General features: G+C 59.4%; 20 protein-coding genes and 1 pseudogene. 7 read left to right on the forward strand and 14 right to left on the reverse strand.

The genetic code is table 11. The annotated features are described in order from the left end of the window. Positions 1-175 precede the first annotated feature (175 nt). From ACCQ16_RS18775 to ACCQ16_RS18790, 4 genes are all read right to left on the reverse strand, one after another. On the reverse strand, positions 176-727 hold the full coding sequence (locus ACCQ16_RS18775; protein ID WP_506175253.1) for a DUF6998 domain-containing protein: 552 nt from the start codon (positions 725-727) through the stop codon (positions 176-178). Positions 728-951: 224 nt separating this feature from the next. Beyond that, entirely contained in the window at positions 952-2,226 is a 1,275-nt protein-coding gene (locus tag ACCQ16_RS18780) for a hypothetical protein (RefSeq protein WP_372380078.1), read from the reverse strand. Next, positions 2,226-4,454: a sensor histidine kinase gene (locus ACCQ16_RS18785; RefSeq protein WP_372380079.1), complete on the reverse strand. Its 2,229-nt coding sequence runs from the start codon at positions 4,452-4,454 to the stop codon at positions 2,226-2,228. The genes ACCQ16_RS18780 and ACCQ16_RS18785 overlap by 1 nt, the downstream gene beginning before the upstream one ends. Further along, positions 4,451-5,731 (reverse strand): TRM11 family methyltransferase, encoded by a 1,281-nt coding sequence (locus ACCQ16_RS18790; protein ID WP_372380080.1) that lies wholly within the window; start codon positions 5,729-5,731, stop codon positions 4,451-4,453. The genes ACCQ16_RS18785 and ACCQ16_RS18790 overlap by 4 nt, the downstream gene beginning before the upstream one ends. A gap of 81 nt (positions 5,732-5,812) precedes the next feature. Between ACCQ16_RS18790 and ACCQ16_RS18795 the strand changes: the two genes are divergently transcribed. Both ACCQ16_RS18795 and ACCQ16_RS18800 read left to right on the forward strand, forming a co-directional pair. After that, the gene (locus ACCQ16_RS18795) at positions 5,813-6,103 is read left to right on the forward strand and encodes a helix-turn-helix domain-containing protein (protein ID WP_506175254.1); all 291 of its coding nucleotides are present in this window, start codon (positions 5,813-5,815) and stop codon (positions 6,101-6,103) included. A gap of 73 nt (positions 6,104-6,176) precedes the next feature. Beyond that, entirely contained in the window at positions 6,177-7,367 is a 1,191-nt protein-coding gene (locus ACCQ16_RS18800; RefSeq protein WP_372380081.1) for a TRM11 family methyltransferase, read from the forward strand. Between the two features lie 154 nt (positions 7,368-7,521). Here the strand turns inward: ACCQ16_RS18800 and ACCQ16_RS18805 are convergent, their stop codons facing one another. Then, positions 7,522-7,887, reverse strand: a complete 366-nt coding sequence (locus ACCQ16_RS18805; protein WP_372380082.1) for a hypothetical protein — start codon at positions 7,885-7,887, stop codon at positions 7,522-7,524. Positions 7,888-8,174: 287 nt separating this feature from the next. Between ACCQ16_RS18805 and ACCQ16_RS18810 the strand changes: the two genes are divergently transcribed. Then, complete coding sequence (locus ACCQ16_RS18810; RefSeq protein ID WP_372380083.1) at positions 8,175-8,630, forward strand: surface-adhesin E family protein; 456 nt, start codon at positions 8,175-8,177, stop codon at positions 8,628-8,630. A gap of 672 nt (positions 8,631-9,302) precedes the next feature. On the opposite strand, the gene ACCQ16_RS18815 is transcribed toward ACCQ16_RS18810, so the two are convergent. The 6 genes from ACCQ16_RS18815 to ACCQ16_RS18840 all read right to left on the reverse strand — a co-directional run bounded on the left by ACCQ16_RS18815 (position 9,303) and on the right by ACCQ16_RS18840 (position 17,157). Next, positions 9,303-10,405, reverse strand: a protein-coding gene (locus ACCQ16_RS18815) for an IS3 family transposase (protein WP_094030629.1) whose coding sequence is annotated in 2 segments (ribosomal slippage) — positions 9,303-10,147 and positions 10,147-10,405 — 1,104 coding nt in all. Because the reading frame shifts where the segments join, the coding sequence is not laid out codon by codon here. Positions 10,406-10,673: 268 nt separating this feature from the next. Beyond that, entirely contained in the window at positions 10,674-11,957 is a 1,284-nt protein-coding gene (locus tag ACCQ16_RS18820) for a hypothetical protein (protein ID WP_372380084.1), read from the reverse strand. Between the two features lie 637 nt (positions 11,958-12,594). Continuing rightward, a complete protein-coding gene (locus ACCQ16_RS18825; protein WP_372380085.1) occupies positions 12,595-13,617 on the reverse strand; it encodes a TniQ family protein in 1,023 nt (340 codons plus the stop codon). After that, complete coding sequence (locus ACCQ16_RS18830) at positions 13,618-14,508, reverse strand: TniB family NTP-binding protein (RefSeq protein ID WP_372380086.1); 891 nt, start codon at positions 14,506-14,508, stop codon at positions 13,618-13,620. A gap of 5 nt (positions 14,509-14,513) precedes the next feature. Beyond that, positions 14,514-16,421 (reverse strand): TnsB C-terminal domain-containing protein, encoded by a 1,908-nt coding sequence (locus tag ACCQ16_RS18835; RefSeq protein ID WP_372380087.1) that lies wholly within the window; start codon positions 16,419-16,421, stop codon positions 14,514-14,516. After that, complete coding sequence (locus ACCQ16_RS18840; protein ID WP_372380088.1) at positions 16,411-17,157, reverse strand: TnsA endonuclease N-terminal domain-containing protein; 747 nt, start codon at positions 17,155-17,157, stop codon at positions 16,411-16,413. Before ACCQ16_RS18840 ends, ACCQ16_RS18835 begins: the two co-directional genes overlap by 11 nt. Before the next feature lie 55 nt (positions 17,158-17,212). Here ACCQ16_RS18840 and ACCQ16_RS18845 point away from each other — a divergent pair. After that, positions 17,213-17,899: pseudogene (locus ACCQ16_RS18845) on the forward strand (ATP-binding protein); the annotation flags it as partial. Between the two features lie 339 nt (positions 17,900-18,238). Continuing rightward, entirely contained in the window at positions 18,239-18,748 is a 510-nt protein-coding gene (locus ACCQ16_RS18850) for a lipocalin family protein (RefSeq protein ID WP_008574836.1), read from the forward strand. Between the two features lie 223 nt (positions 18,749-18,971). Here ACCQ16_RS18850 and ACCQ16_RS18855 read toward each other — a convergent pair whose 3' ends face one another. Continuing rightward, positions 18,972-19,148, reverse strand: coding sequence for a hypothetical protein (locus tag ACCQ16_RS18855; protein WP_008574834.1), 177 nt, complete (start codon positions 19,146-19,148; stop codon positions 18,972-18,974). Positions 19,149-19,527: 379 nt separating this feature from the next. On the opposite strand from ACCQ16_RS18855, the gene ACCQ16_RS18860 reads away from it, so the two are divergent. Continuing rightward, positions 19,528-21,090, forward strand: a complete 1,563-nt coding sequence (locus tag ACCQ16_RS18860) for an EAL domain-containing protein (protein WP_065627616.1) — start codon at positions 19,528-19,530, stop codon at positions 21,088-21,090. Positions 21,091-21,154: 64 nt separating this feature from the next. On the opposite strand, the gene ACCQ16_RS18865 is transcribed toward ACCQ16_RS18860, so the two are convergent. Beyond that, the gene (locus ACCQ16_RS18865) at positions 21,155-22,276 is read right to left on the reverse strand and encodes a fatty acid desaturase family protein (protein ID WP_122273153.1); all 1,122 of its coding nucleotides are present in this window, start codon (positions 22,274-22,276) and stop codon (positions 21,155-21,157) included. A gap of 9 nt (positions 22,277-22,285) precedes the next feature. Continuing rightward, a complete protein-coding gene (locus tag ACCQ16_RS18870) occupies positions 22,286-23,362 on the reverse strand; it encodes a ferredoxin reductase (protein WP_277573285.1) in 1,077 nt (358 codons plus the stop codon). A 92-nt stretch (positions 23,363-23,454) separates the two neighbouring features. Between ACCQ16_RS18870 and fabR the strand changes: the two genes are divergently transcribed. Then, the gene (fabR, locus tag ACCQ16_RS18875; protein ID WP_008574825.1) at positions 23,455-24,102 is read left to right on the forward strand and encodes an HTH-type transcriptional repressor FabR; all 648 of its coding nucleotides are present in this window, start codon (positions 23,455-23,457) and stop codon (positions 24,100-24,102) included. Positions 24,103-25,450: the final 1,348 nt, after the last annotated feature.

Consider the following 25,450-nt stretch of genomic DNA (forward strand, 5'->3'; position numbering starts at 1 on the left):
CCGGCGCCGCTCAGGCGGGGTCCAGCAAACAAGCCGCCACGGAGTTCGGATGTCGCCATTGAGCTCGCGGCAAAGGCTTTCAATAGCTTTGCCTCTTGATAGATCTGGAACGCAACGTCGGAGCAGGATCTGGGCAATTCGAGCTCTCGGAACAACCACGTCTTGAGGGTTGAGGTCAGATCTCCTGCTGCCCTTCTGCATCTCGGAGCCGGCCCCGCAAGAACTTTCCTGTGAAGCCTTTGAGCTCGCCGCGCTCGAACAGTTTGGCCTGGAACTTGAAGTCGCGCGTGATGCGCACAATGAGGAGCTGCTCGAAGTCGCCTTGAGACTTCACGTGGACCCGATCGCTAGTCTTCTCAGGCGAGATCGTCTTCACCTCGACCCGCTTGCCCGCGATTGTTCCATCAGATCCTGCCCTGCGGCTACCATGGCGCCGAAGACCGAACCTGATCTCTGCGTAGATCTCGCCAAGCTCGCCCCATATCTGCAGGTAGCGACCGGTGTTCTCAAAATGGCGTTCTGCACAGCCAACCAGCTCGTGGAAGATCTCCGTCTGCTCTATAACACTACGCGGAAAGCCCTCCCTGCTCTCAAATGGCATGACGGCTTCGATTTCGTCGTCATCTTCCTCGGGTTCGTTAGCCAGCTGGGCATTGATCCACTCCCAGCTGATCCATTCGCCATCGTCCCATATGCCGTCGCCGTGCTTGATTTCGACTCCTGTCATTGCGCAGCGGTGACCGTTCATAAGAGCTTTGAGGGGGCAGAGGGGCTGATCGCCAAGCTTAACCAATCCCCAAGACATCGCGTGGGTTGCGGCTAAGAGAGGCGCAAATTCCGCGCACCCAAGCGCCAAAGGACCGCGCCGCGGCAGTGAGCCGGAGCTTCTCGGCTTGCATGAGGGAGATATCTTTCACGCCCATGCCACCGACCCCTGACTGGTGCAACCCATCAAGTAGTAGCCGGTGGGGCCGGCGGCGCCGCCTGGGGCGCTTGCCCAGTGTCAGGCGCCACCTGATCTGCAACAGCAATCTTCTTCCTCAACACGCGAGGCACGGCTGGGACTCCGCTCCGCTGTAGATAGGCCGCGTACTTTTGCTGCAACCGTGTGGAAAATGGCGGAAGCAACCGTCCCTTGCGGCAGGCGATCCAAGCTTCTCTGGGCTTGATTTCCATATCTTTAAAACCGAACCGATAAGACTTTCCATCCAGCATCGCATAGATAGTGAATTGATCGTCTCGATCTCGGATTTCACCGTAGTTCTCGCCGATATCAATTTTCGATTGATCGATTAGCTCACCTTTCAACAGATACAAATCTGGATACTTTTCGACGCCCTCTCGTCTGACGGCGTCACACTCAGGCCGAATATTGACCCAGATCGTCTTAGTCGCTTTCGGCTGCTGAAACACATCCCCTGGAGCACTACTACTCACGTGCAGCCGCTTAGCGTCAAGGAAACGTTCGCCACTCAATACGAGCTGGAGCGTCTTCTCGTACTTCTCCGGGTTTTGTTCGTGCTTCTCATCGATATCGGGAACGAAATGGGTTAGATCCAGCGGTAGCTGGTCCATGCGAGAAGCGACCAAACGCGTAATTAACTTTCCCAAATCATCGGCTGGCGTAGGACCATCTTTGCTATAGCTTTCCCAAAGCATCACAGGCCAATGGGGGCTGCGATCGTGCAGATCCATGAAAAGCTCATTTAGCGCTCGTACACTTTCCTGCTCCCACGTCTTCAGGGTATAGACCGAAGGAACCTCTGCAGCCCATTTGTTCAAGACTGCATAAATTTGATCACCGACCTCCCCCTTGTCTTTCAGCAGGATCCGCCCGGAATCAAGATGATCCTTCATGTCGGCATGAACTTCCAGAACAGCTCGAACATCATTGATGTTCTCGTTCGTAAAAATCACGACCGGAGTGTGGCGATGCGCACCCAACGCCCGAATGAATTCGACATTGTCTTGGTAAAGTCCCGCTTTCTGATCGTCACTCAGCCTGGCTTCCGGAGGAGATAAATCCCAATCCATCATCACGAATGCGACGTTCGAATAGTTCCGCAGCATCGAAGTTTTTGGCAAGCTTTGATGAACGATTGCCAAGCCGCCCGCAGCCCTAATCGTGTCTAAAATTGCGGTAATGCCCGGCTCTTTACCTGTATCAGCTTGGTCGTCAATGATAACGGCCACACCGCTAAAAAGCCCTTGAATATCCGCTGACATCAGGCGTCCTCCTTGACGAAATTAACAACTAGATTTGCGCCTGATAGCACGCGCTCCGACTTGCTGGCGACATCGATGGTGTAGTCATGTCGGTCGAGCAACTGCCTGGCGATGTAAAGCCCTAGCCCACGCCCTTCCTCGGCCTTTCCGGAATAAAATGGCTCGAAGATGTAGGGCACATCGTCCGCCCGGATACCCGGACCATTGTCTGCAAAGACCAGCTTGCCTTCATCGCCATCGAGCAGGATCTCGATCTCTCGCGGTTCTGGGGCGCTCTTGAGCCAATACATCGCATTATCGAAGAGATTCAGCAAGACCTGAAGCAAAACCGCATCGGTCGTCTTGGCCATCAGCGGTCCACCACTTTCGGTGATGCTGACTCTGATGCCCGTGCGATCGAGCATCGCCCTGAAAAGACGCTCAACTTTGCTGACAAGATCCAGTACCTTGATATCCTTACGACGCTGCTTGGTGCTCTTGAACAGCAGCTGCATGTCTTTGAGCTGATCAGCGATGAACGCCAATCCGCCACGGATTGATAGCAGCTCACGCTTGAGAGCTTCTCTATCTATTTCGCCCGAGCGCCCCACTTGGGCGATCAAGGCATCCGTAGAGGTGGTCGCAGTTCGAATTGCCAGTGTCAGGTCATGAGTGGCCGATTCGACAGAGAGTCCTACGCCTGCCAGATGCTCGGTGGTTTCGGCACGCTGTACGAGGTAGCGGCGCTCTTGCTTGTACTGGCGCGTGGCCTCGCCGAGCTTTTCCCGCACCTCAGGAGGGGTACCGGTTTCGCGCGCAGCCGCGACTGCAAAGTCCAGTGCGGCCTGGACCGCGTTTTCCTTGAAGACCGTGACGTCCTCGCTGCGCTCCTCGTTGATCTTGTATTGGGCGTAGGGCTTTTTACGAACCCATGCCAGTAAGATCTGGAGAAGCGCCCTGAAGTCGCTGGTGGGGTTGCCGGTTTCTACCAGCCCTTCGCGGCTCGTCTTGTCGCGCAGTCCTGGGTTGCCCTCCTGACTAATGCGCACCTGACCAACGACCTGATCATTACTCAAAAACTCGCTTGCCTTGACAGTACCGCGGCGCACATCAATCAGTAGCCAATCGTCATCCGCGTCGCCATAGGGATAGACACGGATGCCGTCGCGGTAGAGATAGATGCGATGCTGGCGCAACAGTTCCTTATCAGCATTGTCGAGTCGATATTTTGCCCTGGCGTTGGGCGCGAAATCGAAAACAAAAAACTCGAACTCGAATGGACCTGACTCTATGGGCCGGTCGACCGGCGGGCCGAAAGTGTCGCGGTAGATCCGCATACCGGTCAGCTCTGGATCGTCCAGCGCAATGCGGTGTCTGGCACCATCGATGTTGAAGTCGAAGGTCGCGCTCTTGGGATTGAAGCTACCCTCGATATGGAAGACGGCTCGATTCTGAAGCAAGCCGGAGAGCTCGCTCTGCCGAACATCGGCAAAGGGCTGATAGACGCCGTTGCGATAGATCGCCAGATCGAACTGATCGTCGGAGACGTCACCTTCTTCGCCCAGCGCAAAGATGGACTGTAGACGCATCAAATCGTTATAGACGCCCTCGACCTTACTTTTGGACCATGTGCTGGAAAGCTGGCCAATCTCGATGTGGGTGCCGTGTTTCGGCCGCTTGACAGTATTGACGCCAATCTCAATTTGCTTGGATTGGATCAACTGAGCGGGATCGACTTCCCTCAGTGTCAGGCGCAGGTCGTCAAGAAACATGGCCTCTTGGTTGCTGTCGATGAAGTTTTCGTCGTAGGCGGACAGGTCCATGACGACCACGTGTTCAGCTGTAGATGCACGCGTCTTGGTGGTCAAGGTAATCTTGCGGCCCAGCTTGAGCAATGCGAAGCGGCCGATACCTTTCTCACCCTGGATAATGCGGCCTTTCTTGGTCGTGCCCTTCTTGGCGAGCTTGCCCTGCAGCTTGAGCGGCGTGGCCGGGTTGGCCCAGTGATTCTCAATCACATCCTCGTTCATGCCCACACCATCGTCTTCGATGATGATTTTTGAGCCGTCCTTGCCGACGAAGCTCTCGTCAAATCCTTCGAAGCTCACCTTCACCCATGTGGCATCAGCGTCATAGGAATTCTTGATCAACTCGACCAGCGCAACGCGCTCATTTTTGATGAGCTGGTCGCCCAGCATCGTCAACAGTCGAGCATAGGGACGAAGTTTTAGGGCTTTTGGTCGGCTCATAGGTGTGCGATCAGGATGAATTCTTCGGCGTAAATGGGGTTGCTCGTACGCGTGCGAGTGTACTTCCCGCTAGCGTCCCGAAAGGGGGTAGCGCTCTTGTTGGAGATCCGCCGGCGGGTCGCGCGCACACGCTTAAAGCCCGCCTCCAGTAGGGATTCGGCCAGATGGGAGGCGTTGTCGATCTGCACGTCCCGATACCTTGTATTGCCGATGACAAACACCGCCATACCCTTGTCGGTCAGGAACTCCCTGCAGCGCTTGGCCATCTTCTGCATATCCAGGAAGTATTGGGCTACAGCGCGAGCAGCCTGGGGATCCTGCTCGTAGAGCGTGAAAACGATCTGCGTGCCGGTCTTGTTGAGTCCCGCGTGCTGCTTGCGCAGATTCAGGTCGTGCTGGGAGGTGCCAATCGATCCTTGCCGCAGCGTGCGGTGGTCGTTGGCATAGCCTAACCACAGAGATGAGAGCTGATGGAGATCAGCGTATTCGTAGGACGTCACATAAGGCGGACTGGTGACGATTAGGTCCACTCGCTCGTTGGGTGCCTCGACGGTCAGAACATTGGCCAGGCGGATATCCGGCACCGGCCCGATCGCCTTCTGGGCTTCATCGAATGCCGCTGCCATCAGTTCGACTTGGGCCAGAAAGGCGACTTGGACGTTCTCAGCGGCCTTGGTCCCGTCAAAAGCAGGCTTGACTGATCGTTGCTGCCACTGCGAGCAGGCCTTCAGAATGGCTGAGAAGGCGCAGTGCAAGACCGGCCGGTAGCGAGAGCGGGGTGATACCGCCGCATTGATGGCATTGAGCAGCTTGGCCAAGTCATTGAAAGCGGACTGAGAGAACCAACGGTTCAATCGGACTACGGCCTCAGCACTGAGCTGGTGTTGGCTGGACGCAGTCGCCATCATCTCAGCTATCTGGACTCCCTTCTGGCGGAGTACCGAACCAGAGCAGTGCGCGCTCTTGACTTTGGCGATCAGGGTGGCCACGGGGTTGATATCGCACCCCCAAAAGGCCAGACCCGCACGCCTTGCTTCATGCGCCACGGTTCCGCAGCCGCAGAAAACATCACCAATCCGCCGTACCTGATGGCCTTCCTGCTCACTGTAGGCAAGTGCCCGGGCCGTCAGGAAGGCGGGGAACTTGGCCGGATAGGCGTGGATGCGGTGCAGGCGCGGCTCGGGCAGCTCGTCCCGATCCCAAGCCCCTGTCAGGGGCGCATCTTCCAGCCGATAGCGCGCAACGCGCTCGGGTGATGTCAGCTCAACAAAGTCCATCTCGTCGTGCCTCCTGGGGCTGCAGCAGCCGTAATTTCACTCTAGCATAATTCATTTGATGCATGCCATGATTCACGCACAATGAGTCCATCATCCGCCCTTCAGGCAGCCGAACTGGTCACGGCCGCAAGAGCTTCAACTAAGTTATCTCAGAGAGATTTCGGTGCGCGTGTGGGCAAAAGCCAGGGATTGATCAGCAAGTACGAGAGTGGCCACGTCGCACCGCCAGCAAGTGTACTGATTCATTGCATGAATATTCTGGATAGCCGTATTCATGATGCAGAGCCACCACAAAGTGGCTGGGAGGCGGTCCAGATCGCACTTGCCCAGCTGCAGAAGGCCCTGGCCGCGGTAACGCCTCGCCAATACTGATCTCACCGCACGAAACGCAATTCCCCCACACTCCACCCTGTTCTTTACCGCTCCTCTGACCGAGCCATCTCCGATGCAGATCCGCACCGTCCACCCTTTCCCCGCGCGCATGGCTCCAGAGCTGGCCCTGTCTTCTCTGGCCGACTTGCCTGCGGGCAGTGTTGTGCTGGACCCGATGTCCGGCTCAGGCACCGTCCTGCGACAGGCATTGGCGCTAGGCCATGAGGCCATTGGATTCGATATGGACCCCTTGGCCGTCCTGATGAGCCGGGTGTGGACCACGCCAATCGAAGAACAAGTGGTCGAGCGTGAACTGGCACTCTTGATGGCTGAGGCGGCACAGGTCGACCTGCGCCAGCAGAAATTGCATTGGCACGATCGAGAGACTCAGGAGTTTGTAAATTTCTGGTTCGGCGCGCCACAGCGACGGTCCCTAACGCGCCTGGCTTACGTGCTTGCCAAGCGCCGCGTCACAAAGCTAACGCCCGCAAGAAGTGCCGCGATTGATGTGCTATCCATTGCACTGAGTCGCCTGATAGTCACAAAGGAGCAGGGAGCATCTCTCGCCCGCGACACCTCCCACAGCCGCCCCCATAAGGTCGCTGACGGATCCAACTACGACGTAGAGACCAACTTCTTCAAGTCAGTGCGGCAATTGGTACAGCGATTGCTTGACCAGCCGCCTCCACGCGCTGCCCAAGTCCAGTTAGGCGATGCGCGCAACCTGGTGCTGTCCCCACGCAGCGTCGATGCTATCTTGACCTCTCCGCCGTACCTCAATGCCATCGACTATATGCGAGGACACCGTTTGGCGCTGGTCTGGCTGGGTTATACGCTGGGCCAGCTGCGTGCAATTCGCTCCAGCACGATCGGTGCCGAGCGCGCGGCCGATCTGGATGATGGCCCGTTGGTCCGCTTGGTCGCCGAGGCGATGTGCCCGCTCGACGAGCTTGAGTCACGCCAGCGCAAGATGGTGGAGCGCTATGCGGGCGATCTGCTGCGCATGCTTAAGCAGGTCGAGCGCGTACTATCGAACACAGGCCACGCCACGTTCGTGGTTGGCAACTCGTGCTTGAAGGACATCTTTATCCGCAATTCGGACGGAGTTGCTGAGGCCGCTGCGCGCGCAGGCCTCGTGCTGACCGAGACTCGTGAGCGCGACCTGCCGGCGGGAAGCCGGTATTTGCCAATGACTGCTCATGGCTCGTTGTCGAAGAGGATGAGGACAGAGACGGTAATGACCTTTCGACCTGGAGGTCAGTGATGTTTTCATATCTCACTCGATCGCAAGCGAGGCGGGCTTCCGCTTGGCACAAGTGGAGCTTGACGATGACTGCCGAGCCGTTCGAAATTTGAAGGCAAGGTTGCCAGCATGGACAAGAGCTCTGTTGGGCCACATCAGAGCCTAGAAGGCTAACTCAGCTCTCATCCCATACCTCAATGACCAACCAATCATTCGGTTCACAACCAAGAATTGCCTCACGATAGAAGCGACTTCGCCTACTCGATATCGGACCATCGACAATGTCGCCCTCACCGACAATCCAAACATCCCGCGCACCCGGTGGCCCTTGGAGCAGAATCGGCGCGACCCACCGCGCCTGTGCTGAAAAGATGTCGGGGTAGCCATTGCCATTTACCACAAGCTTGGCGCAGTTTTCACTAACAAGCTTTTTCAGCCATTGAATTCCATCGATCCTTGCTTGCCAAATAGCTAAACGCTCCCCGCCAGCTCCACCGATACGGCTTGGTTCTTTTCCATCCAACTTATAGACTTGAATCATCCATCCAAGCATCAACACATCCTCGGACTATTTTTGAAAAATATTTGACCAACAAAAAGTCTGATATTTTCCTGCGCGAAATATATTTTACAACCAAACCGACACGTGGTGGGAGAACTTCAGGGCGATCGTCATCGCCACCCTCAATTGATCGCAAGTCCATAGGTTGTGCACTTTGTAGAGACTATGGTGCACGGGCCGGTGTACGCACTATGGTGCAGGAGGGAGGACCAGGACGGGCCTTTGCCGATACAATCCACGCGAACGCAGAAGCAACAGGAGGCGGCATGGGCAGGGAATGGGGACTGCTGGCGCTGGTCGCGCTAGGAAGTACGGCGCAGGCGCAAAAGGCCGATATCAATCTCGGCAATGGTCAGACGATGATCACGCTGTCGCAGATGTCCGAAGCGTTCGAAGGCATCGGGCGTCCAAATAATGAGCGATGGTGGCCGATCGGGCGATCAGGCTTCGAGATCGATTTGATGACGACCAGTCACGTCGGGAGCGTCTGGAGGGTGTGGCTTCGTCATGCCGTAAACGGCGAGTTTAAAACCATGCCAACCGCTGCCTTTGTGACAATGCGGGAGGAGCATGACTGCGATCGATCCAGCTCCACCACCATGGAGGCAATCACTTACGACAAGGCTGGCAAGGTCCTGTTTCGCAGTTCAACGCCTGGCCAGCCGGAGCGCGTCACGCCAGACACAAACATTGAATTTGTGCATAGGTTTGTATGTAACTGATCCCACGGCACCGACCGGAGCTAACCAACGCGACCAGCTCCCACTGGCGGTCAGTTTTCTTGCAGGGCCATTTCTGTCTGTCTTCCGCCCGTGACCAACGGCCGGCGCATCACGCCGCGCGGCCGCACCAGGCCAGCCGGCATCTTCGACGTGCCAGGGAGTGCCGCGGCCGCTGAACGTCGCCAGCGAAACCGCCGCCGCCAGGCTGATCGCATCGTCATAGTTCGTACCCGCTGTACAAGCTATGACGGTTCCACCTCTCAATCATCTCTGCATGCGGCCGATGCTCCGAGGTATAGACCGACATCGCCGGCATAGGCGAATAGCCCTCTTCGGCCCGGTCTCTTGAACATGCGGAACGGTAGGCGGCCAGTTGCGTTCGGCCGCCGTAGCGATCCTGGATTACTGAAGCCAAGAAGCTTTGCGACATCTCGTGCCTGGATGAGCGCGCCATAGGTTTTGGCCAGCCAGATGTCTGATACGCCTTCAACGGGGTCTAGTGAATCGCCCATACACACTCTCAGAGTTGCGTTCGGTTCACCGAGAACTTAGCGCCACCCGGAGAAATATTCAGCCATCGAAATCCCCAGCATTTGCGCAGCTTCTCTGCCGGGTAGCCAAGCTGCCTGCGCGCACAGACCGACGTCCCCCCGCTCTGAGTAGCGGCCGGGTTTAGAGTCCGGGGTTGATGATATCGGTGTTGGCCAGCTGTTGGGCATACGCAGATGGCGTCATGCCGCCAATGGCCTTCTTGGGTCGCTCCTCGTTGTATTCGCGTCGCCAGCGTTCGATCTCGGTACGCGCATGCAGCAGGGTTGGGAACCAGTGCTCGTTGAGGCATTCGTCGCGCAGCCGGCCATTGAACGATTCGACGTAGGCGTTCTGGTTTGGCTTGCCAGGCTGGATCAGCCGTAACTGCACGCCACGCGCATGTGCCCAGGCCACCATCGCTTTGCCGCAAAACTCCTTGCCGTTATCTGTGCGGATCACCTGTGGCAAGCCGCGACTGTGCGCCAGCCGATCCAGCACGCGTGTCACGCCATGGCCCGAGATTGCGCGCTCCACCTCGATGGCGATCGCTTCGTGGGTTGCATCGTCCACGATCACCAGACACTTGATCACTCGGCCTTCGGCGCTGCGGTCGAACACGAAATCCATCGACCACACCTGATTGGCCTGCGATGGCCGCAGCAGCGGCTGACGCTCTCCTATCAGCACCTTTTTGCGCTTGCGGCGCCGGACCTGCAGCTGCTGCTCGCGGTACAACCGCTCCACACGCTTGTAGTTCACGATGCGTCCTTCCTGTCGTAATTTGAGATAGATCATCCCCACACCATAACGGCGATGGCGATGCGCCAACGCACAGATGCGTTCGCGCAGTTCGACGTTGCGATCTTCGCGCGGGCAATATCGCAGCGCACTGGCGCTCATGCCGATCACTGCCAACGCACGACGCTCGCTGGCACCACGCCCGATCCACTCGCGCACCAGCATGCGACGCGCCGGTGCGCTCACCACTTTTTTCGCAGTGCATCCTTGATCAGGTCGTTCTCGAACAGCTGCTCGGCCAGCAACTTCTTCAGCCGCGCGTTCTCGGACTCAAGGTCCTTGAGCCGCTTGGCATCGGGCACGCTCATCCCGCCGAACTTGCTGCGCCACAGATAATAGGAAGCCTCGCTGAAGCCATGCCGCCGGCACAGGTCCTTGATCGCCACACCGGCATCAGCTTCGCGCAGGAAGCCGATGATCTGTTCTTCAGAAAAACGCTTCTTCACGTCCAATCTCCTCGAGTTAGGGAATTGGACTCCAAACTGAGGTGCTACTCAAAATCGGGGGGGCGTCGTGACTAAAACCCCATCAGTCTCCTCGTTGTGGATGCTATCAGTTAGATACAGGCTTGGCCTGGGCCTGATTCAGCGCATAACCGACGCTAGAGGGGGCAGATTCAGCGCATAGATGAGCCTTGATGTAGCGCCCTCGTTAATTCGATGTTGGAAAAGCCAACATCAATGGGGAGACGTCGAAGTACGGATCAGATGCCATCTAGATTATTTTGTGGCGGTGCTCCAGCCTTTTAACACGCTTCGAATTCTTGAGTTGCAACTCCTCGTACTGCGTGATGTGACGAATCAGGCGATTCCTGAATAGGCGGATGTAATGCATTTCCGCCTGCTCCCCTCTCTCTTTCTCAGGTAGCGCGTCAAGGCTTGCTGGGAGTTGCGTGGTCTGATGATGAACGTGCATGGGCTTCAGCAGCCAGCGCGGAACGTCAGCTATGCCACCCCAAGGCTCTCCACCAGCAAACGGAAAGCCTCTCAGCCATACATGCAAATGCTCTGAGCCAAGTTCGCCTGCATCCACACGCCTTACCATGGCTAACGCAAATTCAGGGTCGTCAGGCTCACGATGCGCGTCAATTACATATGTGCACAAACCAGCGATCTGAACCTCTAAAACCAAAAATCTCCTTTTCCGCCGATGCCCTTGAACAAAGCAATCCTCTGAATCAGATGTAATTATTCGTCCAGCCCATGTGTGCCCATGAGGATTTGGCTGCGCCTTGAGATAGTCGTTGACGGCTTGGAACGCGCTGCGTGAGCGACAGAACAGCGTCTCAGCATCCTCTGCGTCTTTCTCGGGCGATCTTGGACGCACATCGACCACTCTCTTGTCTTCCGGACCAAGAGTTGTCATCGAGGCAGCTTCGACTTGAAGCTCGGGATCTGGCAGGACTATAGCCACCCCACTAACTACCTGCGCCTCTTTTACAACAGGCCGCCTAGTAACTGATAGCATGTCTACCGCAGTGTCAACGAATGCAAGTGCGGGAAATGATGATTGGATAGTGCGCCGCGCACCCTTTCGACTTCCCACCAAAGGTAAAGACTTATTTTCTGTAGCAAGCGGTGCGCCCGTCTTCGCGACGACAGGCTTCAGGTCCGTAGCCTTCTCTTGACTTGTATGTTCCGTAATCAAGTCGAAGTCACTGAAGGGAAGTGGCGCATTCGCTCCGTGGATGTGGAGCAGGAGCCAGCGCCTCCTATTATTAGACGGCTGCAATGGCGTCGCGCGGAAGGTCCACTCAGCTGGTTCACGGTGAGGTGGCCAGATCATAGGCAGGCGAGTGCGATTCGCCATAAGCTTCTGGTGGATCATCCTCGCAGAACGATTTGCACCACGCTCGAAAAGTAATCTAGACAGGGCTTTTGCGTTGTAGGCAGATCCGGAGAACGATGGCGCCGCACAGAAGGTCACGTGACTTCCTTCGATTTTTGTACCGGGCAGCCAAGGCGTTGCAGCGCCATAGTCTTGGTTAACATCGAGCATGCCGCCAATTACACAGGGAACCACAGCGGGATCAAATAAGTACCAGGCATGGAGAATTTGCCATCCAGGCACGACGAGCTCCGCACCTTCCTCCGTATCAAAGATCCAACACTCCGCCGCAAATTTTCGTCCATGAAGGGGGTACTCAGCATCGGTAAAAGGCGGCTCCGGCCGTCCAGGAGCCGTCAGGCGAAGAGGTTTTGGACGCACAGTAAGAGTCTTTACGGGGTGCCTTTGAGCGTCGTAGCCAACGAGGCGACCATTGCGCCAGAGTGACTGGACTCCATAGAGCCCCAGCTCTTCGATTGGCCGATACACAGCCTTCCATCTAGCCTGTTTTTGAAGAGGAAGGGGGTCCTCAACGAAGATCACCTCAACCTCTAGCGGGCTCGTCCCATCCTTAGGTTGCCGGCAACCACCTAGCCAAAGTACTCGCCAATTTCGATCCTTAAGTTCCTCGATAAAGACGTCGTGATTCATCGCCTAGCGCGGTCATCCGTAGTGCATGAAAGGTCCCCCAGACGTTCATGGAAGCATGACTGAATGGGGGCTGGGCAAGCAGTATTGATCCACACACATAGAGCTCGCAAATGCAGTGGCGTCACATGGACAAAGCTTCTCCACACAGTGACATCGATCACAACTCAACATCCATTCGCCTCGCTGCCCAGCGGCGGCGAAGGTTCGGAATCGAGCGCTCCAGAGGCAAAAGCGCAAGCTCTAGCCAGGCAGGCTGGGGGGATCGAGCGCAGTTATCGAACCGCGCACGATAGATGCAGTGAGCTTTCGCCAAGTCAATGAATCGTTCGGGCCAGTCCACAAGTATGTGCCTCAGAACACTCATCGCGTATCGGCGCTGATCTATTCTCCAGTGCTCGAAGCAACGCCCATTCCGAACTGGCCGCATCCGGTACATAGCATGTGGCATCAGCTCAACCAGTCCGACTCCGTGACTGTTGGTGTAGATACCCCGAGCCAATGATCGCAAGCCGGTGAACACATCCAGCGGCTGTGCATGATGGCCAAGCCAGTCTAACCAATGGCCAGCTAACGCACGCTCAAGTCTCCGTTGAAATAGAACTTCTCTCTGTGTAGCTTTTTCACCCTTGCCGGCAAGCCGATTACCACAATGGCTGCAAAGAAAGCCACGAAGCGGATGTGAGCTTAAGCGATGAAGGCTAATCGGCGATCCACAGGCCATGCATGAATCGCGCAATGCTACTCCATGGATTGAGCAGACGATCGACCAAGCAAAGCGCCAACGGAGATGCAGCCAAGGCGCATCAGCAGCTAAGCATTCCGGACAGTACTGCTGCCCAAACGCTTTTCTTTTTCGTCCGCGCATACCCAGCGGAAGCACCCAATCAAGCGTTCCTCTTTCGCTATGCGCACTAAAAACCCGTCCTGACGCGCTAGCAATAACGCTACATCGCAGTCTCTCAAATTCCTCGCCAGTCGCTCTTGATGCCGCATCTAGCATCACGTCATTGGCGAATCGATCAAGATCGCGATTCCATGTTGCACGCTCACCTAAAACCTGTCGGCAAAAGCTGTGGTCCGCAACTCCGTTGGCCTGAGCGCTACGATGCAGCCAAGATGAAAAGCTCTCGCCAGTGTGAAGCCTTGGGTGAGCGCACCAAGTTGCGCCACCCCAGGTCATTTAGGTCCTCGCCGGCCGGCGATGTTGCCGGCGCTGCGACGGAGGGATGTAGTCGAGAGAGCGTAGCAACTGTTCGTCTACGCATTCCTTCCCGGTGACCATCGCTTCCTCAACGGCCTTGCATAGCAATAGGTTCATCTCGCCGAGCAAGCCTTCGCTCAGCTCCAGAATGAGGGCAGCCACGCGCTTGTCCTGCAGAGGTGACTTTTCCCGCAGGGGAAGTGTTGCCTGAAAAGCGGCCATCAAACGGCGGAATTCTGTATCCAGCCGCCAGGTCGGCATCCAAACTGGGTGCAGCCTATTGGCTAGTTGTTCATCCTTCGATACCGCCACATGAGCTTCAGCAGTGCCAATAGCAACAATCGGGATCTGCAAGGTGTTGCTGAGATGCTTGACGACCTCAAGGACGAGGCGGCGCCGGTCATTACGCGTGCTGAGTACGGCCTGGAACTCATCGAAGATCAACATCCTGGTACCGACGATCTTCAGTGCTGTCTGGACCTGCCGCGCCTTCACGCTGATCGGATCCTTGGTGCGAAATGGCTGCATGAGCTGCAGCAGGATTTCGTCATAGATCCTGGCTTCATCGGGATTGGGCGGCATTTCGATCCGAAGAACAGGCACACGCACCGCGTCCCCTTCCAAGTTCGGATCAATGGGGTGCCTGCTCATGAACTCCAAACCGAGCGACGTCTTCCCGCTGTTGGATTCCCCAAGCAGCAGAATACCTGGCATGCGATGAGTTGGCGGATGATCGAGCAGAGTCTCCATGCGCTGTAGGATCGTTTCCGCAGCCGCGTAATTGAACCACTTGCTCCCCTGCATCTGACGGAGCCGCATAGCGGGAGACTCATCGATCACCTCCCGGACTTCGGGCAGAAGATGGCTCAAGTCGCTCATCTTGAGAGCTTGATTTCGTAAGGGGACAATTCACCCGAGTCCTCACCCCACTCCTCTTCCTCGGCCGGCAATGACATGACCTTACGAACTTGGGCGCCAGATTGGGCTTCTTCCAGTGATTTACGCCGACCTCGTTCGCGCTGCTTCTGCATCGCCATCCGAGCCTTGACGGTGCTAGCCTGCGCATCCTCTTTGAGCTTGGTCAAGCGCTCGTAGGTCTCGAAGATCAAATCCTCATTCACTTCTTCGCGCCCTTCGCGCTTAAGCTGAGCGCGAATCTCACGAAGCTCCCACAACGTCATGTGCGGCCAGGCCAGATTCCTATAGGGCACCGCGTAGTACTGATCGGTGTCCGGGTCTAGGAACCAAACTACGCTGATATCTCGTGGATCACGTCGCACCAAAAAGCTGAGAGGCTTCTTCGTCTTTGGATCACGCCTGCCCACCCAGGGATCCAGAACGGGGTCGTAGTAACGAATCCCATCGATCGCTAGACCGTAGGCTTGAACCGTGCGCTTGAGGACGGGCATGAAGTCCAGGCGTAGTCTTTTTGGATCAGCGATGGGCGCTGGTAGACCACGTGCGGGCATCGTTCCATCCCCAAGAATCCCCGCTTCAAACTGTTTGATAGGTGGTCGCTTGAGGCTGGAATGCACGGTTTGGTGATAAATCCCGCAGATGTACTCGGCGACATATCGTTCGCACTCTGCAAACGTCATGATGGCTTCTTCGTGCGGCTTGTACTTTCCTCGAGAGGCCGCGTTGGCAAAGGTTGTGCCTGGCACAGTTTGGATTTCCGCGTTTGCGGTACCGATCAGGCGTTCAATGTGCCCACCCCAATGAGGAGTAGCAACCATCCGCCACTCCAACCGAAAGCCATAAGCAGCAGAAGCTCGACTGATCATCTCACCGTGAAACTCCTTGCCGTTATCGGCATGGACAGTGTCTGGACGACCATAGATCGGCCATGGGGATGGAATGCCCATCTTTGCCAGCCAACCATCCTTGTTGAGCATCCCGTGGACCAAACACATGCCGACCGAAACTTCGCTGGGCTTGTCTAGCGATAGATGAAAGCCTGCGACACACCGGGAGTACACATCGATAGCGACCGTCAGCCAGGGCCTACCGATGTGGCGACGATACACGTCGTCAACAATCACCACGTCCATTGGCGTGTGATCGATCTGCCACACGGCATTGGGCCACTCCGCACCTTCAAATCGGCCGGGCCGGGCGTCGAAGCGATCCTGAGCGGCCTTGCGACCCATGCGCCTCTCGATGACTTGCCGCTCCGACAGACTCGCGATACGTCGCCGCAACGTGCTCTCGTTAGGCGGCTCCAAATCCATGCGGCGACAGCGCATCCGCACATCTTGCATTAGACGCGACGGCTTTATCCGCTGCTGGGTGAGGAACATCTCCTGGATGCTTTGAGCGAGGACAGCTTCAATTTCGGGACGGATCCTACTCTTGCCGCGCCCACCGCTAGGTGATTGCGGTGCCAAGGCGCTGACCGTCCCATCGCGTCGCCACCGTTTGAGCCAGCGGTAGACAGTAACCACGTCCACGCCGAGGTGATTGCCGGCCTCAGTCACTAGAGTCTTGCTCGGCCTATCCATGTTGATCAGGGGCGCAAGCACCGCTGCGCGTCGCTGAGCCTCGGCCCAAGCTTCTTCACTCAAGGCCTCGAAGCCGGAACTTTCCACGACAGGCTCATCAGGCTCACCAGCTACCTGCTGCATCTCTTCAAGCAGGCGTTTTACCTCAAGGCGGACAAGTCTCCCGTCATCCGCCTCGGCCAGCACTGTTCCAAGATCAACAAAGTGGCGCAGCCGATACTGGGCTCCGTCAAGACGGACTGTTGAGCCAACAGCCAGAGGGGTCAATAAGTTAGCAGTCACGCCAAATCACCGAATTCATGGTCAACTTAGCAGTGAGGTCTGCCGCAATTGTCCTGTCTGCAACAAGCCGCCATAGCGTAGTTACCAGTCGCCCTCGAACCCAAGGATCCGCCGAACAGGCTTCAAGCAGGCAAGCGGGTGTGGTCTCCCCCATTACCTCAATGGCGTGCAGCAACTGGAAAGCATCCTCGCTATTGGGAGGATCGCTCAGATAGGGGAGCAAGAACTTCGCATTGAACAGCGCCTGGGTCCGAATGCGATCTTCTGTGATCAAGCGGAACTTCCAGCCTCGCGCTCGAGCGTATCGGGTCGCAGCTCTATACCGGGGACGCAGTTCGTTCCACTTACGGCGAAGTTCTTCCCGGTACTTCACCTCATAGAGAATGGTTTGGACGCCTGCAAGAGTCCGATCCGGACCCAGCCAGTACACGAGCACATCCGGTACATACGGGCGACCTCCAGGCACAGATATCTGAACCGGTTGAGGATCCCACCCCGCCACGTCGTTGCTGAATTCAAGAAGCGCGAAGAAATCGCGCTCCAACGACGACTCGAAGCGTGCGGACGCCCCTTCGGACAGCTTTTGGCTAGGGATAAGGCCGGTCAGCGCACGACGACCAAGGCCGATTTTTCGGGCGGGAGGCAAGCGTCTTGGGAACCCAGTTGCGTCACTTGGATCGAATTCGAATCTAGTTTCACCGACTTCGCCAGAAGGTTGCAATGCCTTCGTTGCCATCCCGTAACCCCAGCGCCCAAAAGTCCGCTATACGGTTGCAAACACTTTGCAAATTGTCATCGGCGGCGGCACGCACCCGCGCCCCGGCGAGATCTCGCTGTCTCACAACGGCGTGCTGTTCCTGGACGAATTGCCCGAGTGGCAACGGCAAACCCTGGAAGTGTTGCGCGAGCCCTTGGAGTCGGGCGTGGTCACGATCGCGCGCGCGGCACGCAGCGTGGATTTTCCGGCGCGCTTTCAATTGGTCGCCGCCATGAATCCCTGCCCGTGCGGCTGGGCAGGCGATGGCAGCGGGCGCTGCCGCTGCAGCAGCGACAGCATCCGTCGCTACCGCAGCCGCATCTCCGGCCCGTTGCTGGACCGTATCGATCTGCATGTCGAAGTGCCGCGCCTCCCTCCGCAGGCGCTGCGCAGCGGCAACCTCGGTGAAGACAGCGCCAGCGTGCGTGCCCGCGTGGTCGCCGCGCGACAGCGACAGCTTGCACGCGGTGCGCTGCCCAATGCGCAACTGGACCAGGCCGACACCGACCGCCATTGCCGCCTGCAACACGACGATCAGGTGCTGCTGGAGCGCGCCATCGAACACCTGCAGCTGTCCGCACGCTCGATGCATCGCATCCTGCGCGTTGCGCGCACCATCGCCGATCTCGACGACAGCCCAGACATCGCCACACCCCATCTCACCGAAGCGATCGGCTACCGCAAACTGGATCGTGCGCTTGGCACCGCCAGCGCGGCGTAGCGTGCTCGGCAGGTCGACAGGCGCGCGCGATTCGCACGCCATCCGCTGGCGTGACACCTTGGTACCGCAAAGCGCCCGCATTGTCAGGGCATCGTTTCGGTTTCGGTGTCGATGTCGGTGCGCAACCTCATTCGCCGCCACGGAGTTCATCGGATGCAGCCAATTGATCGCTCGCGCGGCATCGGCCCACGAGCGACATCGTGCCAACCGGCCGTGCGCACCGAGCCGGTGCCCTCGCGGACGCCCGCCCTCGCTGCACGACCGCTGGCGCCACATCCCAACATGCATTTCATGGCGCTACACGTACAACAGGCGCCACTCCATTGTGCAGAGGCCTGTATGAGCCACCATCCCGAACTCGCCACGGTCCCTTCGCTGGATCTGAATCGCTACCTGGGCACGTGGTACGAAATCGCCCGCCTGCCGACCCGCTTCGAGGATGCCGACTGCACCGATGTGTCGGCGCACTACACCCTGGAAGAGGACGGCAGCGTGCGCGTCCAAAATCGCTGCTTCACCGCGGAAGGCGAGCTGGAAGAAGCGATCGGCCAGGCGCGCGCCATCGACGACACGCACAGCCGCCTGGAAGTGACCTTCTTGCCCGAAGGTCTGCGCTGGATCCCTTTCACCAAGGGTGACTATTGGGTGATGCGCATCGATGCCGATTACACCGCTGCACTGGTCGGCAGCCCGGATCGCAAGTACCTCTGGCTACTGGCACGCTTGCCGCAGCTGGACGAAAACATCGCCCAGGCCTATCTGGCGCATGCGCGCGAACAGGGCTTCGACCTGGCGCCACTGATCCACACCCCGCATACCGGGCGGCTGACCGAGCAACCGCTTCCGTAGGCGACCCCGGCTGGTTGGGGAACTGGTCAAACCGGCAACGGCAGCACCGTCGCGCCTGCAACCCCGGTCGCATCGAGGCACCGACCAAGGGACGACAGGCACGCGATGCTCTCAACGACCAGCCAGACGACACTCGCCCACCGACGCAATCGCCATGTCCACGGACATGGCGACCCAGCGTACTGGCCTAGCCGTTCCATCGCGCAGGCCAGCGCTCGTCCTCTCAATCGTCGAGCGTGCCGAGATCCCTGGCAGCGGCCTGTGCACCTTCCAGGCTGTCGAAGGCCACGCCGGTATCGCCGACCACGTACTTGGTCAGCTCGCCGTCGCGTGTTGTTTCCTGCATCTTGAAGATCGGCACCGCATCGGTGCCGCCGACGCGTTCTTTCTGCGTTGTCATGCGTGATTCCTCCAGTAAAAGCGCCTTGCGCGGAACCGTTGTCCCGCCGCTCCCGGGCGGGAGCGCAGACGATCCGACCGTAGCGCGGTAGTGCGTGCAGGGGCGTGAATCCGCAGGCGGCCCCGACTGCCAGGATGCGACGCAGGACGATCGGAAAAAAATCACAGCCGCTTCGCTCCGCAAACGCGCGCAATGCACGCGTGTGTCGTACATTCGCGACGTGCAGCCTCATCAATCAATGCCGTGCGTCACCAATCGCTACGTGCGCCGTTCGCGCGTACCCGGTTGGCGTGCACCTTCCATCTGCCCAAGCCTGCGCTGGCGGCACTTCTCCCGGGGCCATGCGTGAACCGGCAGCACAGCCGTCGCAGGTGGTGAGGTGAAGCGCCAACGCATCATCAGTGTCACCGTGCTGCTGGTGTTGCTGAGCGCAACGCTGCCGATCGGCCTGTCCTACTACCTGGCCTGGCGGCTGGCCTTGGCGCGCGAAGAGGGCAGGCTGAGCCAGCTGGCTGCGCTGTCGATCCGGCGCACTGAAACCGCCTTCGACGAGGCGCATGGCGCATTGTTGAGCATGGCTGCCTCGCGGTTGCCACCGTGCTCGCCTGCGCATCTGGCACAGATGCGCGCCCTGGTGCTGACCAGCCACTACATCGTCGAGCTGGGACGGTTTCAACAAGGTCGTCTCAGCTGCACCTCATGGGGCCAACTGCGCAATACCATTCCGCAGCGCACCGCCGATTTCGTGGTCAAGCGCGGCATCGCGGTGACCACGCGGCTGCTGCCGTTGGCCAATCCGCAGCGTCCGCTGATGGCACTGCAACTGGGCGACTATAACGCCCTGATCAACCCCGACACGCTGGCCGACATCAATATTCCGCCTGGCCTGCAACTGGCGATCGGCACGCCGGACGGGCAAATCCTCAGCAGCACCGGTACCGCCGCCGAACGCTTGCTGACCGACCCCACCGCCACGCGTGAGCCGGGCGCCCCCTTGCTGTCGCAGGTGTTGTTCGGGCGCGACCGTCGTGGCGACTGGGCCGCGGTGGTCACCGAACCGGTGGCCTATCTGCGCGGGCCGCTGGCGGCGGCACGGTTGCAGCTGGTACCGGTCGGCATTGCAGTGGCGCTGCTGCTGGTCGGTACAGTGCTGTGGGTCTCGCGGCGGCGGCTGTCGCCACTGGCGCGGCTGGAAATCGCCGTGCAGCGTGGCGAGTTCATCGTGCACTACCAACCGATCATCGCGCTCGACAGCGGTGCCTGCGTCGGTGCCGAAGCGCTGGTGCGCTGGCAGCAGCCCGACGGCGTGCTGGTGCCGCCGGACGCCTTCATCCCGCTGGCCGAACAAAGCGGGCTGATCCTGCCGATCACCGATCTGGTGGTGGCCGAAGTCATCCGCGAACTCGGCCCCACCCTGGCCGCCGATCCAGCGCTGCACGTGGCCATCAATGTCTCCGCCGACGACATCAAGAGCGGCCGCGTGCAGGGCGTGCTGGCGCAAGCGTTGCGGGGCACCGGCGTGGACAGCGGCCAGCTGTGGGTGGAGGCCACCGAACGCAGCCTGATGGACATTGATGCGGCACGCACCACCATCACCCATCTGCGCGGTGCCGGCCACACGGTCTCCATCGACGATTTCGGCACCGGCTATTCGAGCCTGCAGTATCTGCAGGGCCTGCCGCTGGACGCGTTGAAGATCGACAAGTCGTTCGTGGATACCATCGGCACCCACTCGGCCACCAGCGCCGTGACCGCGCACATCATCGAGATGGCCAAGACACTGCGGCTGCGCACCATCGCCGAAGGGGTCGAGCGGCAGGAACAGCTCGATTATCTGCGCGCCCATGGCGTGGATCTGGCGCAGGGCTGGCTGTTCTCGCGCGCGTTGCCGGCCACTGGTTTCATCGCCTACTACGCACAGGCACGCAGCGCGACACAATGAACCCGGCAACAAAAAGGCCGCCATTGGCGGCCTTTCGATGTCGATCATGCGTTGCGCAATCCGATCACGCGCCCTGCAATGCAGCGCTGCTCTGCCGCACCGGCTTGGGCCGGCTCGGGAAGGCATGGCGCACGATTCGCCACATCACCTGGCCGAACTGGCGCGGCAGCGAGCCGGTGTTGTAGTGCTGGCCGTAGCGCGCACAGACCTGCTTCACTTCGACAGCGATCTGCGCATAGCGGTTGGCCGGCAGGTCCGGATAGAAGTGATGCTCGATCTGGTGGCTCAGGTTACCCGACAGCACGTTCATCAGCTTGCCGCCGGTCAGGTTGGACGAACCACGCAGCTGACGCAGATACCAGTGGCCACGCGATTCGTTGCGGATGGATTCCTTCGGAAACACTTCCGCATCGGCAGTGAAGTGGCCGCAGAAGATGATCACGAAGGTCCAGATGCTACGCAGCACGTTGGCCGCCAGGTTGCCCAGCAACACCGTCAGGAAGAACGGGCCGGCCAGCAGCGGAAATACGATGTAGTCCTTGAGCATCTGGCGGCCCATCTTGCGGCCGACCGGCAGGAACGAGGCACGCAATTCGGCCGCCTTCATCTTGCCGGCGAACCAACGGCCCAGGCGCAGGTCCTGGATCGCCACGCCCCATTCGAACAGCAGCGCGAACACCACCGCGATGAAGGGCTGCAGCAGATAGAACGGGCGCCAGCGCTGCTCGGGGAAGATGCGCAGCAGGCCATAGCCGATGTCGTCGTCCATGCCGCGCACGTTGGTGTAGGTGTGGTGCTTGAAGTTGTGCGTCTTGCGCCAGTTGTCGCCGGTGGCAACGATGTCCCACTCGTAGGTGTTGCCGTTGAGCTGCGGGTCGCCCATCCAGTCGTACTGGCCGTGCATGACGTTATGGCCCAGCTCCATGTTCTCCAGGATCTTGGACAACGCCAGCAGCAGCACGCCGGCGATCCATGCCGGAATCAGCACGCTGTGCACGAACGCACCCAGGAACAGCAGCGCACGACCGGCGACGCCGGTCCAGCGCACGGCGGCCACGATGCGGCGGATGTAGCGCGCATCGGCCGCGCCCACCTGGCTCAGCACGCGCGCGCGGATGGCATCGAGTTCGTCGCCGAAAGACTGCAGTTCGGCAGCGGACAGGGCACGGTTATGGACTCGGCTCATGAAGATTCCTTACAGATCCAGGATCAGCTCAGTGCTTGGCGCACTGATGCACAGGCGCACCTGTGCGGTGGGTTCGTTACTGCGTTCACCGGTGAGCAGGTGCCGGGTGGTGCCGGATTGGCGCGGGCAGGCGCAGGTGTTGCAGATGCCCATGCGGCAGCCATGCTTGGGCCGCAGGCCTTGCGCTTCCAGCCCTTCCAGCAGCGACTGGCCGCGCGGCAGGGTCAGGGTACGGCCGCTGCGTGACAGTTGGACCTGCACCTGGCCGGTCTCGGCCTGGTCCAGTGCCGGCACGCTGAAGGCTTCGGCCTGAAATGCAGCCACGCGTCCCTGCAGCCGTTCGCGCGCGGCCTGCACAAAACCACCCGGCCCGCAGGCCATCAAATGGCGCTGCTCCAGCGCGGCAATGTGGTCCAACGAATAGGTGTCCACGCGTTCTGCAGGAGTCTCGCCTTCGCGGGTGGTCAGCAGTTGCACACGCAGGCGCGGATGCGCCGCGGCCAGCGCGGCGAATTCGTCGACGAAGCAGGCTTCGTCGCGCTGGCGCACCCAATACAGCAGGTCCACGTCCATCGGCATGCCGGCTTGCGCGGCGGCCTGCAGCAACGCACGCATCGGCGTGATGCCGGAGCCGGCGGCCAGCAGCAGGAGCGGAGTAGGCGTGGTCGGCAGCAGCATGTCGCCGAAGGCCGGGGCCAGCGAGACCACCGTGCCCAAGGCCGCATCGTGCGCCAGGAAGCGGCTCACCAGCCCACCCTCGATCGCCTTGACGGTGATCGCCAGCCGGCCGTCGGCCTGCACCGTGGGGCTGTAGCTACGCAACAGCCGGCGGCCGTCGATCTCCACGCCCAGGCTCACGTGCTGGCCGGCCTGCAGGCCGCGCCAGTGGCCGTTGGGCTGCAACACCAGGGTCACCGCGTCCCGGCTGGCCGGGGTGCGCTGGACCAGCCGCGCCATCGGCTGTTCCAGCGTCCACAACGGGTTGAGCCGGGTTGCCCAGAAATCGAACAGTTGCGGCGACACCAGTCGGCGCGCCAGGCGTGCCGGCAGCGGGGACTTGGACTTACGAGGAGATGCCAGGTTCATGGGCCGCACTATACGCATGCATGCACACCCGTGTATACACTTGTATATTGCCAGAGGGGCTATGATTCAGGCCCACGCCCGGCTGCAGCCCCATGACCTCTATCGCCCTGCCTTCCCACGACGCGCCGCCGTCCCGCAAGCCGGCGATTTCACGGGAGGATCTCATCGCTGCAGCGCTGTCCTTGATTGGCCCGCACCGTAGCCTGTCCACGCTGAGCCTGCGCGAAGTGGCACGCGAGGCAGGCATCGCGCCGAACAGCTTCTATCGCCAGTTCCGCGACATGGACGAGCTCGCCGTGGCCTTGATCGATCGGGCCGGGCGTTCGCTACGCACCATCATCGGCCAAGCGCGCCAGCGCGCGACCTCCACCGACCGCAGCGTCATCCGTGTCTCGGTCGAAGCCTTCATGGAACAGCTGCGCGCCGACGACAAGCTGCTGCACGTGCTGCTGCGCGAAGGCGCGGTGGGCTCGGACGCCTTCAAGCAAGCGGTGGAGCGCGAACTCACCTATTTCGAAGACGAGCTGCGCGTGGACCTGATTCGCCTGGCCGCGGCCGACAACGCCAAGCTGCACGCGCCTGCCCTGGTGTCCAAGGCGATCACCCGGCTGGTATTTGCGATGGGCGCGGTGGCAATGGATTCGCCACCGGAAAAAGATCCCGAGCTGATCGAGCAGATCTCGCAGATGCTGCGCATGATCCTGACCGGCGCGCGCACGCTGGGCACCCACGCAGGCTGATTGTCTGCACTGACGTTGGCGCGCGCGCTGGCGTGCGGGCGGAAGGAGCACCGCAGGCGGTCAGCGTCGTGCCGAATCACGGATCTTCAAAGACGTGGCGGGCGCGGCATCGCTCTTGCGAGCCACTCTGATCCGACACTTCAGGCCATCCTGCGTGACTGGCGACATGCGGGCGCACACAACGCGCGGTGACGTGTCGTCCCTCTGTCATCGGCACAGAGGCGAAACGGCCCGCAGCATCGATGCGCGACGAGCGATGCCTCGCCCAATGCGACGCATGCGGCATCTGGGCAAAAACTCTAGCTGCCGCCCCATTCTCTCGAAGCGATGGAAGCGCTGCAGGCGAAGGCTTACATGGCCTACAAATCCACAAGGCTGCAGGCCGCGTGAGCGCGTCCAGTGTCCGCGTGGACATGGGGCGCGGGCTGCACCGGCCAACAGCGCGCCGCTTGAATTGCATGTCGATTGCTCGCCGCGCGCAGCGTCGGCTCGCCTGGTCCTGAATTTCGAAATCGTGGCATCGCTTGTGCCGACCATTCCACGCAATGGCTCTCGCCTGCTGCCGCGACGCGATTTTGATTCTGTTTCCGACGACCGACTCCGACCACCAGAGAGATAATCCAGAACATAATTGCATAAAGTGCTTGCATCGCTAAAAAGACACGGGTAATGTTCGCGCCCTCGGCAGCCACGTCTGCACTTTTACCCAATCGGCCTCATGTCCCTGCTCAACTCCGCCACACTCAACCGACTGCCCAGCGCCCACCGCGCGGCATCGTGTGTGCGCACGAAGAAAGCAGACGTGCGCATCACCCTCTTCGACTGATGTCCTGACAAGGAGATCGGTCACCCGATCTCCGAGGCAAGCGAACGCCCTCGGATGCAGCATCCGGGGGCGTTTTCGTATGCGTTCGCACCGACTCTTGTGGATGACCCTCCAGGTACCCGGGCATGGATTTCCCGACAACACGGACGTTGCACGCGAACAGGCGTCAAAGCGCTATGTGCCGGGCACGGGTGGCGCGTGGTCATGCTCATACAAGAATTGCCGTTTGAATAAAACGGTAATCAGAAACATTGCGAAAGATATTCAGCGGCCTGGAATTTATTCCAGCTGGTGCGCGCGGCAATGCCGTGGCGTATACCGAACTCTTTTTCATGTTTCTCGTTACGGGTATCGGCTCCTGGTGGAGCGGCGGCGCAAGCCGTAGGCCTGGTTCAATTCCGGAATACCCACCACTGGATAGCTCAATTGGTAGAGCAGCAGATTTGTAATCTGTTAGTCGCGGGTTCGAATCCCGCTCCATGCATGACCTTTTCGGTCATTCCTCGGGACGCAAGTCCCTTT

It is taken from the genome of Xanthomonas sp. NCPPB 1062 (assembly GCF_041481705.2).
GTDB lineage: Bacteria > Pseudomonadota > Gammaproteobacteria > Xanthomonadales > Xanthomonadaceae > Xanthomonas > Xanthomonas euvesicatoria.